The 17,398-nt window shown below is 39.2% G+C and carries 13 protein-coding genes; 1 reads left to right on the plus strand and 12 read right to left on the minus strand.

What is annotated here, in order from left to right; translation table 11 throughout:
• Window positions 1-31 precede the first annotated feature (31 nt).
• From ZA05_RS09780 to ZA05_RS09795, 4 genes are all read right to left on the minus strand, one after another.
• Window positions 32-871, minus strand: coding sequence for a universal stress protein (locus ZA05_RS09780; protein ID WP_053991508.1), 840 nt, complete (start codon window positions 869-871; stop codon window positions 32-34).
• Window positions 872-953: 82 nt separating this feature from the next.
• Window positions 954-2,009: a response regulator gene (locus tag ZA05_RS09785; RefSeq protein ID WP_053991509.1), complete on the minus strand. Its 1,056-nt coding sequence runs from the start codon at window positions 2,007-2,009 to the stop codon at window positions 954-956.
• On the minus strand, window positions 1,987-3,249 hold the full coding sequence (locus ZA05_RS09790; RefSeq protein WP_053991510.1) for an ATP-binding protein: 1,263 nt from the start codon (window positions 3,247-3,249) through the stop codon (window positions 1,987-1,989). Before ZA05_RS09790 ends, ZA05_RS09785 begins: the two co-directional genes overlap by 23 nt.
• Before the next feature lie 135 nt (window positions 3,250-3,384).
• Window positions 3,385-3,918 carry a YSC84-related protein gene (locus tag ZA05_RS09795; RefSeq protein ID WP_053991511.1) on the minus strand — a complete coding sequence of 178 codons (534 nt, stop codon included), beginning with the start codon at window positions 3,916-3,918 and terminating at the stop codon, window positions 3,385-3,387.
• 201 nt (window positions 3,919-4,119) lie between these two features.
• Between ZA05_RS09795 and ZA05_RS09800 the strand changes: the two genes are divergently transcribed.
• Window positions 4,120-6,036: a glycoside hydrolase family 97 protein gene (locus ZA05_RS09800; RefSeq protein ID WP_053991512.1), complete on the plus strand. Its 1,917-nt coding sequence runs from the start codon at window positions 4,120-4,122 to the stop codon at window positions 6,034-6,036.
• Between the two features lie 63 nt (window positions 6,037-6,099).
• Here ZA05_RS09800 and ZA05_RS09805 read toward each other — a convergent pair whose 3' ends face one another.
• From ZA05_RS09805 to ZA05_RS09840, 8 genes are all read right to left on the minus strand, one after another.
• Window positions 6,100-7,719: a sodium:solute symporter gene (locus ZA05_RS09805; RefSeq protein WP_053991513.1), complete on the minus strand. Its 1,620-nt coding sequence runs from the start codon at window positions 7,717-7,719 to the stop codon at window positions 6,100-6,102.
• Between the two features lie 10 nt (window positions 7,720-7,729).
• Window positions 7,730-8,908 (minus strand): aldose epimerase family protein, encoded by a 1,179-nt coding sequence (locus ZA05_RS09810; RefSeq protein WP_053991514.1) that lies wholly within the window; start codon window positions 8,906-8,908, stop codon window positions 7,730-7,732.
• Window positions 8,909-8,941: 33 nt separating this feature from the next.
• Window positions 8,942-10,432 (minus strand): L-arabinose isomerase, encoded by a 1,491-nt coding sequence (gene araA / locus ZA05_RS09815; protein ID WP_053991515.1) that lies wholly within the window; start codon window positions 10,430-10,432, stop codon window positions 8,942-8,944.
• 15 nt (window positions 10,433-10,447) lie between these two features.
• Window positions 10,448-11,149 carry an L-ribulose-5-phosphate 4-epimerase gene (locus ZA05_RS09820; protein ID WP_053991516.1) on the minus strand — a complete coding sequence of 234 codons (702 nt, stop codon included), beginning with the start codon at window positions 11,147-11,149 and terminating at the stop codon, window positions 10,448-10,450.
• A complete protein-coding gene (locus ZA05_RS09825; RefSeq protein WP_053991517.1) occupies window positions 11,149-12,825 on the minus strand; it encodes a ribulokinase in 1,677 nt (558 codons plus the stop codon). Before ZA05_RS09825 ends, ZA05_RS09820 begins: the two co-directional genes overlap by 1 nt.
• A 58-nt stretch (window positions 12,826-12,883) precedes the next feature.
• The gene (locus tag ZA05_RS09830) at window positions 12,884-14,920 is read right to left on the minus strand and encodes an alpha-L-arabinofuranosidase C-terminal domain-containing protein (RefSeq protein WP_082333734.1); all 2,037 of its coding nucleotides are present in this window, start codon (window positions 14,918-14,920) and stop codon (window positions 12,884-12,886) included.
• Window positions 14,921-15,025: 105 nt separating this feature from the next.
• On the minus strand, window positions 15,026-16,036 hold the full coding sequence (locus ZA05_RS09835; RefSeq protein WP_053991518.1) for a glycoside hydrolase family 43 protein: 1,011 nt from the start codon (window positions 16,034-16,036) through the stop codon (window positions 15,026-15,028).
• A gap of 2 nt (window positions 16,037-16,038) precedes the next feature.
• Window positions 16,039-17,382: an MFS transporter gene (locus ZA05_RS09840; protein WP_053991519.1), complete on the minus strand. Its 1,344-nt coding sequence runs from the start codon at window positions 17,380-17,382 to the stop codon at window positions 16,039-16,041.
• Window positions 17,383-17,398: the final 16 nt, after the last annotated feature.

Raw genomic sequence — 17,398 nt, forward strand, 5'->3', positions numbered from 1 at the left:
GGAGACGATTGGTTTTCACGCTATAGAAAAGCTATTTGGTTGGCCGGTGTTCGTGGAACACCAAAAAAGGAATATTCGTTAAATAGGTTAGTTTCTTAACGCTTGGTTGAAACAACAAGCGTTGCATATAATTTAGATTTTTTGCTACCAAGGCAATTAGATCTACCCCCTGATCTTCCACAAAACATTGTATAGCTGCTTCTAGCTTTTTATCATTGAAGAAGTTAAAACTATGATGGAAATATCTCAAAAAAGCCTCCAAGTAGGTTTTATTTTTCACTTGATCTGGGAACAATTCGCTGTCTTTTTTGCACACATGCAACACTCTAAAATTGGTATCGAAACGCTTTAATATAGCTTCAATAGACTTCAAGGTATCATCATGGTAAATCATGGAAAAATCTGTAGGAAACACAATTTCCTTACAATCCTTAAACTTGGCATGTTCTGGCACTACCAATGCATTACACTTTACCTTGGTAATTATTTCATGGGTATGAGTTCCTATCCCTGCGTTCTTAAATTCATTGGCGCCTTTGGTGCCAATAACTATAACATCTATTTTGAGTTTTTTGACTTGACTCCTAATGGATTCCACAAAAAAGTTATAGTCCGTCAAAATGTGAAATTTAAAATGATGCCCTTCCGGCAACTCTTGTTCCAAAGTTTGTTGCAATTGCTCCAACTTTGCAAGGGTTTCTTCCTGGATTTTGGAAAGCTCCGTATCCGACAAATTGGACATACCATTTTTCAACACAATTATATGCAGCAAATAGAACTCACAAGCCTCCCCTTCATAAAACTTAAGGGCGTATCTTATGGAGTTCAATGAATTTTCTGAAAAATCTGTTGGTAATAGTATATTTTTCATTGTTCACACTTTCTTACACAAAAGTAATTTGAAAGTGCTTTCAAAAATATGATTTAAATCATACCAATTAATGAAACCAATACTAGTGCATGTCCTGAAGCCTTTCCAGATCTAGGATGCGAATGTTTTTACCTTTAATTTCAATAATACCTTGCTTCTTAAAATTGGAAAGCGTTCTAATTAAAGTTTCCGGGGCGATACCCGCCACACTGGCCAAATCACTACGGGAAATTGTAATGGCCTTATTGGTATCGTGATTGAGTTTTTCGGCAAATTTAATAATGGTAGAAGCGGTCTTTTTATTTACAGAACTATAGGCCATTTGCAAAAGCTGATCCTTAATTCCTAAAATATCGTTGGTGAGCAACTGCATTAATTCCAAGGCTATTTTATGGTTGTGGTCCAATAAATCTTTTAAAGTCTTCTTTGAAATGCAAGCCACCTCGGTATCCACTATGGCCGTTGCTGTTTCCTGGTACGGTCTATCCTGTGAGAAGGAGGCATAGCCAAACAGATCATCTTCGTTATACAGCGACGTTGTAAGATCTTTGCCAAGCTCGTCCAACTTGTGACTTTTTACAGAGCCCTTGGTTATTAAATAAATGTAATTGGAGTTTTGTCCTTCTTCATAAATAGTATCCCCTTTTTGAAAACATAGCACTTCTCCATTGTCATCAAAAAAGTTTTTAAGGTCGTTCAGGGTTTCCAATTCGTCCTCATTGGTTTCCGCTTCGGTTATGACAGGAGCAACCCTTTGGTCCTTTAAAATTTCGGATTTTGCCAATCTACTTTCAATGGCATTGATAAGTTCGTCTTCCTGGAACGGCTTGGGGATATAATCATCGGCTCCCAATTCCATCCCTCTTCTAACGTCTTTACGCTCGGTTTTGGCCGATAAAAATATGAAGGGAATATACTTTGTTTCCTCGTCTTTAGACAAAGCTTCCAAAACGCCATAACCATCAAGTTCTGGCATCATAATATCGCATATCACAATGTTTGGAAGGTCGTCCTTTATGTGTTCAATTGCCTGTTTACCATTAGGAGCCGTATTAACCGTATACCCTGAAAGTTCCAGTAATTCGGCGGTATTTTCCCTAAGCATGGTATCATCTTCAATCAACAGTATTTTCTTCATATTTTATTTTATTTGGGATAGACATTACAAAAGTAGTCCCTTGATTTTCTCGGCTGTCAAAGGTAAGGTTCCCTCCTAAATTTTTCAAGTGACTTTTTACAATATTTAGCCCAATTCCTGTCCCTTCTACCAAAAGCACGTTTTCTGCCCTAAAATAACGTTTGAATATGTTTTTCTGGTCTTTTTTGGGAATTCCAACACCTTCATCAATCACCTTAAATATAGTATTGTCCTTCTTTTGCTTGATGACGATTTTAATGGTTGAATTCTCAGGAGAATATTTGATCGCGTTACGCACCAAATTGGATAACCCCAATTCTACAATTTTCTCATCTTGGGTCAAACTAATATCATCAATATCTTCTGGGTAAATAATGTTTTGCCCTTCTTTCAACAGCATATTGGCATCATAAACCACCTCGTTGACAACTTTACTCAATTTAAAAGTACTTACTTGATAGCTGATATTCCCGGTTTCCAACTTTTCGATGGAAAGGAAGTCTGTAAGAATGTTATTGAGGTAATGTACCTTATTGGTAATGTTGCCTATTTGCTTATCGCGTTTTTCCTGTTGTTCGGCCAATTTATATTTGCCCAAAAGCATGGTAGAAGTTAAAATACCACTAAGAGGAGTTTTGAATTCATGAGACACCAAGGACAGGAATTTAGTCTTTAAATCGTTGAGTTCCTTTTCTTTTTTAAGGGCCTTTTTCACCTTGCGCTCTGCTTCAAGGCGCTTCTCATTTTCCTTCCTAAGCTCCATGTTCAACTCTTTGAGTTCTTCCACAGACTCACTCAAGGCTTGGGTTCTTTTAACCACCTTTTGCTCCAATTCGGCATTCAAATCCAGGATTTCCTTTTCGTGTTGTTTTCTAATGGAAATATCACTGATAATAGCCATCACAATCTTTTCCCCCTGAAGCTCAACAATGTTCAAACCAATTTCTACAGGGAAGAGCTCACCATCCTTTCGCAGTGCAAACAAATCCAAACCTTTGCCCATTTGGCGGGATCGATCTTCGGAAATGAACATGCTCACTTTTTTTTCATGACCGTCTTGATTCTTCTTGGGAATTAAGATAGATAAAGGTTGCTGCAAAAGCTCGTCATGCTCGTACCCAAACATCCGCTCGGCAGAAGAGTTGGTAGCAACTATGGTATGATTTTGATTTACAACAACTACCCCTTCGGAAACAGATTCAAAAAGGAGCTGAAAAACATCATTTTCTCTTTTAAGCATGGTAAGAATTTGAAACAACTAATGTACGAAAGAGTTTTGAAGAAGCTCCCTGATATTGCAATTAAGTTGTCCAAATAACGTACAAAAAAAAGACCTTTTTAAAAGGCCTTTTATAACGTCTTGAATATTCTATTTTTAGAATGGTTCGTATTTAAATTTTTGCCCTCCAACAGACACTTCGGCCATCAAACCTCCTTTCGTATGGGTAAACACCGCTACACCATCCTTGTATTTAACATCCAAACTTTTGCCTTCTTTCAAAGCTGTTGCTGAAATACCGGCGTCGAATTCAAATTTACTTTCCTTGAACTTATCAACTTCTTCTTTGGTTTCAAAAAAGATCACCTCTATCAAGGCCTGCCCACCAATTTGGGCACCCACACTTATTTCCTTCACACTTGCCATACCTTTTTTATGGCCATATTCATAAAGTACACCATTACCGGAAGCTCCCCCAATAATAAGTCCTCCTTTCCCTACATTGGGAAACACCACACAACCAGCCGATTTATCGAAATACTCCCGTAATCCCGGATTGACTTCCAATAAGGTTGCAACAGCCTTATCGGCTTCCTCGATTATTTTTTGGTCTTTACTAGATTGTGCGGACAGTGTCAACGCAAAATTCCCTACAAAAAGGAATACCATTAATTTTTTAAAATGTCTCATAGTCTTTTTACGGATTAAATAATTAATTAATAGATAGTTAAATTACCAAAAAGCAATGAATTTCTGAAATTGACAGCATTATATTTTTAACAAACCTTCTCTGTCACAAACAGTTGCAAAAACCAGCCTCTTTCCTGTCTAAAATCCACTCTAAAAACCATAGATATTTAGTACTTTTAAAGTGTCTAATTAACATTTAAAATGAAAAAATTAACCCTACTACTTATTGCAATTATAAGCGTGTCCTGTTCCAAAAAGGAAACGCTAAAATTATTATCCAACCCCTCAAATACCTTATCTGTTGAAGTTGGACTGAATACTCACAAACAGCCTTATTACCTAGTTTATGACAAGACCGAATTAGTGATTGACTCTTCAAGTTTAGGACTTGTACGCGAGGATGCCAACTTTTTTAACAACATGACTTTAAAAGGCATTTCTGAAGCAAAAAAAGTTTCGGATAAGTATAGCATGCTTCACGGCAAGCAAAAACACATGAGTTATGAGGCCAACCAATACACCGTTGACCTTGAAAACGAAAATGGACAACCTATGCAGATTGTCTTCAACCTTTCAGATGATGGGATTGCCTTTAAATATGTGTTCCCAAATACATCTGAAGACATCAAAAAAATCACAGAAGAACTGACTACTTACAACTTCCCAACGTCAGCCAAAGCTTGGGTACAACCTATGTCCAAAGCAAAAACTGGCTGGAGCAGCACCAATCCTTCCTACGAAGAACACTACTATCAAAATGTAGATATCAACACCAAATCGGAGATTGGTGAAGGCTGGGTATACCCTGCGCTTTTCAACAGCAATAATACTTGGGTATTGATTTCTGAGACTGCTTTGGAACCAAATTACTGCGGAACTCATTTACAATATAAGGACGATAAAAAGTCGCTGCAGGTGGTATTTCCACAAAAGGAAGAGTTCTTCCCAGGCGGTGCCCTCAACCCAGAATCCAAATTACCTTGGGAAACACCTTGGCGCATCCTCGCCATTGGTGATCTTGCTACGGTTACCGAAAGTACTTTGGGAACCGACCTTGCCAAGCCTGCCATGGATATGGACACGTCCTTTATAAAAGGAGGACTTGCCTCTTGGAGCTGGGTTTTGTTGAAAGATGATTTTATCACCTATGAAACTACCAAAAAATTCATCGATTATTCAGCCTCTATGAACTGGCCTTACTGCCTTATCGATGTGAATTGGGATCAAAAAATAGGCAACGAAAAAATCAAGGAATTAGCCGAATATGCCAATTCTAAAGGTGTTAAAATATTGGTTTGGTACAATTCATCAGGAGATTGGAATGAGACGCCGTACACACCAAAAAGCAAGTTACTTACTCATGACAACCGTACAGTTGAATTTCAAAAATTGGTGGATTTAGGAGTTTCTGGTGTTAAGATTGATTTCTTTGGAGGGGACGGCCAATCCATGATTGCGTATTACCACGACATTCTTAAAGATGCCGCTCAATACAAGCTTTTGGTAAACTTCCACGGTTGTACACTGCCTAGAGGTTGGCAACGCACCTATCCTCACTTAATGACGATGGAATCTATTATGGGAGAAGAATTTATAACCTTCGAGCAAAAAAACGCCGATTTACAGCCTAACCACTGTACCATGTTACCTTTTACCAGAAATGTGTTTGACCCAATGGACTTTACCCCAATGGTATTGGATTCTATTACCAACATCAACAGAAAAACCACGAACACTTTTGAGTTGGCATTGCCTATTCTGTTTACTTCTGGGGTACAACATATGGCAGAAATCCCTGAAGGCATGAAAAAGCAACCAGACTATATCGTAGATTTTTTAAAAGATATACCTGTAAATTGGGACAGCAGTAAGTTTGTATCAGGTTTTCCTGGAAAAGATGTGGTAATGGCCAGAAAACACAATGGCAATTGGTATGTAGTAGGTATCAATGGTGAAGACAAAGCCAAAACTTTAGAAATGGATCTTTCCTTTATTGGTGAAGGTAACGGAACCATGATTGCAGATGAAGACGATAAATTTGTATTGGAACCTGTAAATGCTGCTACTGTAAAAACTGTAGAAGTACAACCTTATGGTGGGTTTGTAATGAAGTTTTAATCTCATCATCACATATAAAAAAAGCGGGCTTTGGCCCGCTTTTTTTATATCATATTTTATGGATTATTTTCCATTAAAGAATATCATCACTCCAACAACAATAACCACAACTAAGATTGATATGGCAATATCCACCCAGCTATAACTATTTTTATTGTTTGCTTTTTCTTCTTCAGAAATTGTAGAGAACGTAAGGTTGGCCACTTTTTCTTCTGAAGGTGCTTTGGTCAAGAAACTTACTGTGATGATTAATAATACACAGAATAAGAAGAACCATGCACCAAAGGTCAAGAAGTTCATATTACCTAAGAAGAATAATACCCCATTTGGATCCATAGAACCTTTTACCAATTCCAGTACAATTCTAATGGCTGCTACTATCAATCCTACAACTAAAGTAACATAAGCTCCCGTTCCGTTGATTCTCTTTGAGAAGATTCCCAGTAAGAATACCGCCGTAATTGGAGGCGCGATATAGGACTGTACACTCTGTAGATATTCATATAATACCCCAGAAATGTTGGCCATAATAGGAATCCAAATAATTCCGATAATTACGATAAATACCGTTGCAATTTGTCCTGTTTTCACTAATTTCTTTTCAGGTGTATTCGGTCTTAATTTCTTATAGATATCCACCGTAAACAAAGTAGAACAGGAATTGAACACCGATGCCAAAGAACTCATCAATGCTGCTAAAAGACCTGCTGCTACCAATCCTCTTAAACCAGAAGGCAACAAGTTACTCATCAATACAGGAAATGCCTGGTCTGGACTATCCCAATGTAACTCTCCTCTCATTTTTAATGCTAAAGCTATAATCCCAGGAACCAAGAACAAGAATACAGGAAGTAGCTTCAATAAAGCTCCAAAAATAGTTCCTCGTCTACCTTCCTTAATGTTTTTAGCTGTCAAGGTTCTTTGTACAATATATTGGTCGGTACACCAATACCAAATCCCTACAATGGTACTTGTAATAAACAAGGTTGGCCAAGGGAAATCAGGATCTGTAGCTGGTCTCCACATGTTCAAGTACTCAGGAGATACCGTTTCGGCCATACTCTCCCAACCACCTACGTGGTCCAAACCAATAAAGGTCAATGCCGCAGCACCAATCACCAAGACGATAGCTTGCAAGGTTTCAGTGTAAACTACAGCACGCATTCCACCTACAACCGTATACAATCCTGTTAAGATTACCGTAGCCAAAGCTCCCGTCCAGAAATCAATTCCCAATAAAGCAGACACTACCACACCTCCTGCGTAAATGGTTACCGAAATTTTGGTAAGTACATAGGCTGCAATAGAGAAAATGGACAAGATCCAACGTGAACGTGCATCAAAACGTTTTTCCAAGAACTCAGGCATGGTAAACACACCACTTCTGGCATAAAAGGGCAAGAATACCCAACCGAGAATCAATACCACCCAGGCCTGAATCTCGTAAATAAGCATTGGCAATTTGTTTCCGGCTCCGGCTCCTGCCAATCCCACAACGTGCTCTGACCCGATATTGGAGGCAAAAATAGAGGCTCCAACCACAAACCATCCCACATTTCTTCCTGCAAGGAAATAGTCTTCTGTATTATTTTGTTTTTTTCTGATGATCCAAACGGCAATTCCTACCAACACCAGAAAATATACCCCAATAAAAATCCAATCTAAAGTATCTAAAGTCTTCATCTGCTCTTAATTATTTAGTTGAAAATTTATAAATGGTCGTTGTTGTATACGTTTCTTTTGGTTGTAAAACCGTAGAAGGAAACTCTGGTTGATTTGGAGAATCTGGATAATGTTGTGTTTCTAAACAAAATCCTGTTCTTTGACCATAAGTACCCCCATTTGGCATAGGCAATGTGCCATCCAAAAAGTTTCCGGTGTAGAATTGCATTCCAGGTTGATCTGTAAATACTTCCATAAAACGCCCGCTTGTAGCATCAAAAGCAGAACCTACTTTTCTTAAGCTTCCTGCTTCTCCGTTCAATATCCAACAATGATCGTAACCTTTTCCTAAAATCAATTGCTCATTATCAGCTTCAATATCTCTTCCAATAGTTTTTACAGTTCTGAAATCGAATGGTGTTCCTTCCACGCTTCCGATTTCCCCTGTTGGAATCAAGGTAGCATCTACTGGTAAAAATGCATCGGCATCCAATACTACTTCATGGTCTAAAATAGATTTTGAAAAATCTCCCGATAAGTTAAAATAACTGTGCTGGGTTAAATTCACCACCGTAGTTTTGTTGGTAGTGGCTTTATATGAAACCTTCAACTCATTGTCTTTGGTCAACACATACGTTACGGTCACGTTCAAATCTCCTGGATAACCTTCTTCGCCATCTTTGCTCAAATAATTCAATCTTAAGGTTGAATCCTCTTCGCCTTCGATAGCTTCAGCTTTCCAAACTACACGATCATAACCGTCTACACCACCGTGCAAATGATTAGGGCCATCGTTGATTGCCAAGGCATATTCCTTGTCTTCCAAAGTAAATTTTCCTTTAGCAATTCGGTTTCCGTAACGCCCAATCAACGCACCAAAGAATGGGTTGTCAGCCAAGTAATCCTCTAACTTATCAAACCCAAGTATGACATTCTCAAACGCTCCTTGCTTATTAGGTACTTTAAGGGAAGTAATCCTTCCGCCATAAGTTATTACCTGCATTTCTACCCCGTTATGGTTCTTCAAGGTGAATTTCTCCACCTCTTGACCATCTGGCATCGTGCCAAATAGTTCCTTATCAATTGTTAATTTCTCTTTCACTGGAATTGTTGTTTCTGATTCTTCCTTTTTGTCTTTTTTACACTGAATATTACTCAAGGTTAACAGCAACATTAGTGCATAAAACAAGGAACGTTTTAGAATCTTCATGTTTAATTAATTTTAGTTAGTCCTAACCTACTATTATCTATAGTAGGCCTCATTGGTATGTATGGTATTTTTAAAATCCCTGATGGTTGTGTGTTCATCAATCACCAAAGATTCTATGCCCGCAATTTCGGCAAAATCTTCCAATTGCTCAACCGATACATTTTCACTGTAACAAGTGTGGTGTGCTCCACCTCCCAAAATCCAAGCAGTACATGCAGTTTCGAAATCAGGTAGTGGTTTCCACATAATTCTTGCTACCGGCAATTTAGGCAAGGCTTCTTTTACTTCTTCTCCAACTGTTTTGTTGATCAACAATCTGAAACGGTTTCCAAAGTCCATTAAACCAGCAACCAAAGAATCTCCAGCTCTACCATTAAATACCAAACGTACAGGATCTGCTTTTCCTCCAATTCCTAAAGGATGTACTTCACAAGAAGGTTTTGAAGCCGCCAAAACCGGATCAACTTCCAACATGTGCGATCCTAAAATTCTAGGTTCTTTAGGGTCTAAGTGATAGGTGTAATCTTCCATAAAGGCATTTCCACCTTCCAATCCAGCTCCCATAACCTTCATAGCACGTACCAAAGCAGCCGTTTTCCAGTCACCTTCTCCTGCAAAAGAATATCCCTTTTGCATCAAACGTTGTACAGCGATACCTGGCAATTGAACCATGCCATGTAAATCTTCAAACGTATCGGTGAAGCCTTTAAACCCTCCATCAACCAAGAACTTCTCAAGTCCTAATTCAATGCGAGCCGCTTCAATTAAAGACTGTCTGTTCTCTCCGCCTTCCAATAAGGAATCAGCCATGTTATAAGAACTTTCATATTCCTTAACCAATTCAGCAATAGCCTCGTCAGACACTCCATTGATAACTTCTACTAAATCACCAACAGCATAGGTATTCACTGAAAAACCAAATTTGGTTTCAGCCTCTACTTTATCTCCATCGGTTACGGCAACAAAACGCATATTGTCTCCAAAACGAGCAAACTTAGCACCTTGCCAATCGTCCCATCCTGCAGCGACACGTGTCCAATCTCCAATTTTCTTTTGTACAGATTCTTGAGACCAGTGTCCAACAACTACTTTTCTATTTTTACGTAATCTGCTCACCATAAATCCAAACTCACGGTCACCGTGGGCCGCTTGGTTTAAGTTCATAAAATCCATATCGATGGAATCCCAAGGAATGTCTCTATTGAATTGCGTATGTAAGTGACACAAAGGTTTTTGAAGGGCAGTTAACCCACGAATCCACATTTTAGCAGGTGAAAACGTGTGCATCCAAGTAATGATCCCGATACAGTTCGCCTCTTGATTAGCTGCGGTTAAAGTTTCGTAAATTTCTTCAGTAGTCTTTACCGTTGGCTTGAAAACTACTTTTACAGGAATTTGTTGGGATGCATTTAAGGCTTCAACAATTTCCGAAGAGTTTTTGGCCACTTGCTCCAATGTTTCTGGCCCATATAGATGTTGGCTCCCTGTAATGAACCAAACTTCCTTTTGTGATATATCAATCATAATTGTGTGTATTAATTATTGACCGTAATAGGCATTTTTACCGTGCTTACGCTCGTAGTGTTTTTTTATTAATGAATCTTTTAATCTTGGTGCGCTTGGGTTGATTTGAAGTGTTAAATAGGCCATTTCTGCCACCACTTCCAGAACCTTACTGTTATACACTGCCTTTGCAGCATCTTTACCCCAAGTAAATGGACCATGGTTTCCAATAAGTACCATTTCCACTTCTTTATGCGAAATGTTCTTATCCTTGAAACAGTTCAAAATTTGAATTCCCGTGTTGTGCTCATAATTCCCTTCAATAAGGTCGTCGCTCATAGGTGGTGCACAAGGAATATCGGCTGTTAAATGATCGGCGTGGGTGGTTCCAAAAATAGGAATGTCTCTTTGCGCCTGTGCCCATGACACCGAATAGGTAGCATGTGTATGGGCAATGCCACCGATGTCATCCCAATTTTTATACAAGAAGGAATGTGTTTTGGTATCGGAAGAAGGTCTCATTGTTCCTTCCACAATATTGTTGTCGTAATCCAAGATCACAATATCTTCAGGCTTCAAAATTTCATACGGCACCCCGCTTGGCTTAATGGCAAATACGCCATTGGCTCTGTCTACAGCACTTACATTCCCGAAAGTGTACACTACAAGGTTCAAGGCATTCAATTGCATGTTTGCCTCGTAACATTCTTCTTTTAAAGATTTGTACTTAGAACTCATTACTTTTTGGATTTAATGTTAGTTTCAACAAAGGTCGCCAATGTTTTGTAGGCCTCCATATAATTGGCATACACCTTCACTTGTTCTGTTTGCGGGAAATATTCTGCTTCAAAGTCACTTCCCATGACTTTACTAGCTTCAATTACGTTTGGATATAAACCTGCAGCTACAGCAGCATAAATGGCAGCCCCCAAAGCTGGTGCTTGGTCTGATTCGGCCACTTTAATAGGCATATTCAAAACGTTGGCCAAAGTTTGCATGATGAAAGGCGACTTTCTTGCCACGCCTCCAATTCCGATAACAGATTCTATTTTTACGCCTTCGCTCTCAAAACGATCCACGATCATTTTGGAACCAAAACAAATAGAATTCACCAAAGCCTTGAAGATATGAGGCGCTTTTGTTCCCAAGGAAATTCCAGAGATGGCACTTTTCAACTCTTGGTTGGCATCTGGAGTTCTTCTTCCGTTTACCCAATCCAATGCAATTGGAATGGCTTCTGAAATTGGAATTCTCTCCGCCTGTTCTGCTAAAGTACGAATGAACTTAGCTTCAATTTCATCCTTTAGGGATTGTTTTTGCTCATCGTTCAACATTTTTGAAGTCATGACCAAATTATCTATAGGCCAAGACAACACATCTTTGAACCAAGCCAACACATCCCCAAAAGCAGACTGACCAGCTTCCAAACCAATCATGCCTGGAATTACCGAACCATCTACTTGTCCACAAATTCCTTTTACACAGTTATCCCCAATCACTTCACGAGGTGATACCATGATATCGCAAGTAGAGGTTCCCATAACGCGTACCAACGCATTATTGTCAACCTTAGCTCCCACCGCACCAGAGTGTGCATCGAAAGTACCCACAGCAATTACTGTTTTAGTTGACAGACCTAATTTAGCGGCCCACTCTTCATTAAGGTGACCAGCAATATCGTCGGACGTAAAGGTTTCTGTATATAAATTATCTTTTAAATCGGCTAAATATGGATCCAATTGCCCTAAGAATTCCTTAGCAGGCAATCCTCCCCAACTCTCATGCCACATCGCTTTATGCCCTGCGGCACAACGGCTTCTTTTAAACGTATTTAAATCTTTGTTATCGGCCAGTAAGTAAGTGATATAGTCACAATGCTCCATCCAAGTGTAAGCCTGCTCTTTTACTGCCTTATCTTCTCTGGCGATATGTAATATTTTTGCCCAGAACCATTCAGAAGAGTAAATACCTCCTTCAAATTTGGTATAGTCTTCACCTCCCCAAGTTCTGGCCAATTCATTAATTTCGTTGGCTTCGTTAACAGAGGTATGATCTTTCCAAAGTACCATCATGGCATTTGGATTTTCTGCGAACCCATCAACCAATGCCAATGGCGTTCCCTCGGCTGTTAAAGGCATAGGTGACGACCCTGTAGTATCGATACAAATTCCAACTACAGCTTCTGGCTTCACGTCACTTTGCTGCATTACAGAAGTAATGGTATGTTCCAACCCTTCTATATGATCCAAAGGGTGCTGCCTAAACTGATTAATTCCTGCATTACAATATTTTTGTTCCTTCCATCGTGGATACCAAAATACTTCTGAAGCCAATTCGGCCCCGTTTTGTGTATCAATCAAGACCGCACGAACAGAATCCGATCCATAATCTAATCCTATAACATATGTTTTCATCTTAACTTGTTTAGTTGTTTGTATACAAAGATACGCTTTACATTAAAATAAGTGTATTTTATACACTTTTAAATTTTAGTTTTAACACATTCAAAGAACTAGGCTCTAATTCTATTTCAAGTTGCCCGTTCTTCAATTCAATTTCATCAATTTTTGGGCTTATTGATTTTGGTGATTTAAAGGAATTACTTTGTGTTCTATCCTCATTTTGAAGAACAATCACAGTTCCTTTTTCTTCTAAAGTAGCGTCACCCATATTTAGAGAAATACGCTTCCCCTCTTCTGCTGTATTCACCAATTTCACTATCAGCTCATTTGTGTTGACATCCTTTACCACCGAAGCATACAATTGTTCTTGGCCAATTAGTGGTTGCCCATCCTTGGTAATTTTTAACAAATCTGTTCCAGGATTATTGGCATACAGCTTTTGCACATAATAATTGGGCGTTCCATAAGTTTCCAAATTGTTAAACCAAATCATATCTGGAGCCCATTGAAATGCATCAATATGCGCCATCAAAGGAGCATAAGATGTTAATTGCACCACATCGGCATTGCGTTCCAATCCTGTCATGAATGCCGCTTCAGAAAGTGCTGCCAACCAATTATTCTCTTTAGGACCGTCTTCCACGTCTTTGGGATGTGCGGCATACTCTCCAGCAAAGACTTTTGGGCCATTTCGGTCATAACTGTCATATCTGTTGGCGTTTTCCAAAAACCATTCTGGAGAACGATAATAATGCTCATCTACAATCTCGGCATTCATTTTCTTGAGTTCCTCCCAACCATATTCAAATTGGTCTCCATCTGGAAATGGTCCACTACCAGATACTATGATAATCTCAGGATATTTAGCTTTTATAGCCTTATGAAACACCTTGTAACGCTCAATATAAGCGGGGCCCCATTGCTCATTCCCTACCCCTAAATATTTTAAGTTGAAAGGCTCAGGGTGCCCCATGTCGGAACGTAGTTTTCCCCAAGTTGTAGAAGTACTTCCGTTGGCAAATTCTATTAAATCCAAAGCATCTTGAACATAAGGGTCCAAACCATCTATAGGAACCAACTCACCTGTGTTAAACTGACAAGCAATTCCGCAACTCAAAATAGGAAGTGGCTCAGCACCTAAATCTTCCGATAGCTGGAAATATTCAAAAAAGCCAACACCGAAACTTTGGTAATAATCTGGAGCTGGTTTATGCGCAAACTCAGTATTCCAACGGTTCACCAAAATTTCTCTATCCTCTATATCTCCTACAGTTTTTTTCCATTGGTAGCGTCGTTCCAAAGTTCTTCCTTCAACAATACAGCCGCCAGGAAACCTTAAAAATCCAGGATTTAAGCCATCCAACAACTCAACGATATCCTTTCGTAATCCTTTCTTTCTACCTTTCCAAGTATCTTCGGGAAATAAGGATATCATATCCAAATCAATAACCCCAGTACCTTCAAAAGTGATTTTAAGCTGGGCGTTCATTTGGGTTTGATTGGCCATTAATTGTCCTTCATAATTTGTCCAAGAAGTTCCTTTTGCCGCAATGACAGATTCTCCTAAAACTTGGTTTAGTGAATCTATAAACTGAAACCGAATTTTTTGAATATCCCCACTTACCTTTTTTGCATCTAAAGTCAGGTTGTATTGGGCATCCTTTTTAATCCCCATACCTCTAAACCCTTCATTGAGCAATTCGTATTTTGGCCCTTTTACCTCAACACGAGCATAGGTTTGATTAGCATTTTCACCTGTATATTTTACAGGACTTAAATACCCTGATTCCGTATTATGACTATGTGTATTACTATTAGGCTCCTTCCAGCCCATTTTTGGATTTAAAAACTCAAACGACCGGTTTTTTACCATTTCGGCATAAAGGCCTCCATCGGCAGCAAAGTTGATGTCCTCAAAAAAGATACCGTACATCGTAGGTTGAATTTTGACACCTGTATCATTTAAATCCACCACTAGTTGTGTAATTTCCTTTGAAGCAATATTTGATTCGAGAATAGACCTATCCTCTACTACCTCCTTGCATCCAAAGAAATTACAAGTTGCCAAGGCAACAAAAACTACTGGTTTTAAAACTGTTTTTTTCATTTAAAAGCTTGCAAATAATTTATGCATCAAAATTCAATAAATTTTATGCCAACCATGGATGGTAATCGTTCATCCTAGTGACACTATTCAACCAAAAGTCAAAATTTAATACAATTCAAAAAGCGGCTTTCCATTGTCGTCATAACTCACCTCCAACATTCTAGCATGTCGGTTTGGATCATATAATGGATCAGCAACAATCTCCTCCAAAGGTCTCGTATCAGTTTTCGGAACCACTGTAGGATCGCCAACGGCATTTTCATAATCCCTGGCGTGATAGATGCACAGCGGCGTTGTATCATCTTCTGCCACGGTAAAGCAATTATGTCCGGGACCAAAAATTTTCTTGTCGTAATTGGTTTCCAATACCGGGTATCTGGTTTTGGTCCATGAATTTCTATCCAATAAATCAGCAGTTTCATCGGCTTCCATATAACCCATACAATAACAGGCGCCAGTAGCACTAGCCGAAAAGGTGATAAATATTTTACCGTTGTGCTTTAAAACCGCTGGTCCTTCGTTCACCCAAAAGCCAATACGCTCCCAATCGTAATCTGGCGTGGTCAGCATGAACTGCGTTGTTTTAAGTTTGATTGGCGATTCCATTTCTGCCAAATACAAATTGGACGCCGCAAATTGACCTCCTGTTTTTTCAGCCCAACAGAAATAACGCTTACCATTATTTTCAAACACGGTACCATCCAATGAAAAGTCGATGAATGATTTCTCGTCACAATCAGCCGCTTGCATCATCCCCAATTCAATCCATTCATCCTTAAGAGGGTCTTGACCTGTACATTCCAAAACATAAGGTCGCAATGCCCAGATATCCTCTTCTTCACTGGCCGCAAAATACACATACCATTTCCCATCCAAATAATGAACCTCAGGCGCCCAAATATGACGGCTCATTGGTCCACTTTCATGCTTGAACCAAACATCAAAGGTTTCTGCATTCTGCAATTCAGCAATAGTTTTCGCTCTTCTAAGTTCAATACGATCATAGGTTGGCACAGACCCCGTAAAATAGTAATAACCATCCGTGTGCTTATAGATAAACGGGTCGGCACGTTGTTCTACAATCGGAGCATTTTTTTCAGAACTCTCCATCTTCATTGTTATATATTTAATTTCTTTTTAATTGTTTCGTAATATGAATCGGTGATTTTATAGCGGAACATCATACCTCCCATAATGACATGGAAGATTCCTGGAATTACCGTCAGCATCAAGGCGATTCCCCAAAGGGCGAATTCCGTTTGAGATTCTGCTTTTGGTACATATTCGAAGAAATCCAACATATACCCTACCGCAGCTCCGGCGATTCCCATTCCTAATTTTTGAGCGAAGGAAATTCCTCCAAAGGCCAAACCAGATACACGTTTACCAGATTCGGCATGCCCATAATCCACTGCTTCTGCAATAGCCGACCAAAATACAGGTGCATGTAAATCGACTACAAAAGACAAGATGAAATACAGTACATAAGCCATTACAAGGTTCCCTGGCTGTACTACCAATAGCATAATAAGACTAATCACCCCCACCGCAATTTGGGACCATTTAAATAATTTTACTTTACAGTATTTTTTTGTGATAAACGTAGAAGCTGGCATTGCCAAAATCGCCGCCGCGACACCTGTTGCCATAAATGACGATTGCACACTAGCATCACCACCCAGGAAATATTTAGCATAAAAAATGGCTACTGAATTACGGATTACATACCCCACAGTACCGAAGAAACATACTCCAAATAAAAGCGTCCACTGACCATTTTTCAACAGTATCTGAAACTGCTCTTTCAAAGGTTTGTCTTCTACCACATGTTCTACACGTTCTCTAGTGGTAAAGAAGCTAAACAAGAACAAAAGGGTTCCCAACAGCGCCATTAACCCCATGGCCAATTGATAGCCTCTACCCAAATCGTCTTTTCCAAACTTCTCCGCCAAAATAGGCACGACGATAGACACCAAGAAGGCCGCAACCTTTGCAAAGAACAATCGGTAACCATTAGCCGACAAACGTTCCTGAGGGTCACTGGTCAATACCCCAATTAAAGAGATATACGGAATTGTTACCGAAGTAAACATAATCGTCACAAATATGTACGTGATGTAGGCATAGATCATTTTACCAGCATAATCAAAATCAGGTGTTGTAAAGGTTAGAAACACCGAAATCCCAAAAGGTACCGCCAAGAACAAAAAGTAATGCCTGTAGCGTCCCCATTTAGTCGTAAACTTATCGGTGATCAATCCCATTAAAGGGTCGGTAACGGCATCAATTAATCGTACCAATAAAAACAATAAGGCCATGTCCTTAGGCTTCAACCCAAACACATCGGTATAAAAGAAGGTAATGATAAGGAACATGGAAGATATCACAACGTTTACCGCTGCGTCTCCAGAGCCATATCCAATTTTTTCTAGTAGGCTTAATTTTTGATTTTCTGATTTCATATGGTCTTTTTCAAAA

The sequence above is a fragment of the Mangrovimonas sp. TPBH4 genome (assembly GCF_001280505.1).
Lineage (GTDB): Bacteria > Bacteroidota > Bacteroidia > Flavobacteriales > Flavobacteriaceae > Mangrovimonas_A.